The sequence below is a fragment of the Streptomyces antnestii genome, from assembly GCF_004005495.1.
GTDB lineage: Bacteria > Actinomycetota > Actinomycetes > Streptomycetales > Streptomycetaceae > Streptomyces > Streptomyces antnestii.
Window position 1 is genome coordinate 1 of sequence record NZ_RZYA01000069.1, and the last position, 644, is coordinate 644.

The following is a 644-nucleotide window of genomic DNA, read 5'->3' on the forward strand; positions in this document are numbered from 1 at the left end:
CTGAACGGGCGCTCCTCCTCGTTGGAGGTCACGATGTACTGCCGCAGCTCGGGCCCGATCGTCTCCAACAGGTACCGGGCGTGTCCGATCACCGGGAAGTTCCGCAGCAGTGCGTGCCTCTTCTGGACGAGGTCGCGGGCAGCCAGGAGCGCCACCGCTGTTGCGGCGGCCGCGCCGATCTTCCGGGCGTGCATAAACGTTCCTCCTCGGTGAGCGACTCCATCACGATGCGGTGGAGTCGTTGAGTCGTGTCGGGCGCCGGACGGCAGGCACACGACCGAACGGGCATCAGCGTCCGTCGAAGAATAGGAGGCCGTGCGGACAGGCCTGTGGTCAGGGGGGCTGGTCTCGGCGCCGGATGAAACTGACGCCGAGACCTGCCGGGATTCGGCCCGAGTAGTACCGGGGCCAAATACCGCTGCCGGACGCTTCCGTCGATGCCGTGTTGGTCGGCACCGCCACGCATTGGTTCGACATGGCCGTCGCGGGACCCGAAAACGCCAGGCCCTCGCCTCCGGCCGCTGGGCCGGATCCGCGCCTTCTTGCCAGCAGACCGGAGACCGCCCAACACGAGTTCACCCTCCGAATGCTGGCCGGTGTGCTGTTCGTCCGGCGGCTGCAAAGCGGGCGCAATCACCCAAAGC

At 67.5% G+C, this 644-nt stretch carries 2 pseudogenes; one reads left to right on the top strand and one right to left on the bottom strand.

The features are described from left to right. Positions 1-194, bottom strand: a pseudogene (locus EOT10_RS40990) (FMN-binding glutamate synthase family protein); the annotation flags it as partial. A gap of 248 nt (positions 195-442) precedes the next feature. Here EOT10_RS40990 and EOT10_RS42540 point away from each other — a divergent pair. Then, a pseudogene (locus EOT10_RS42540) lies at positions 443-644 on the top strand (hypothetical protein); the annotation flags it as partial.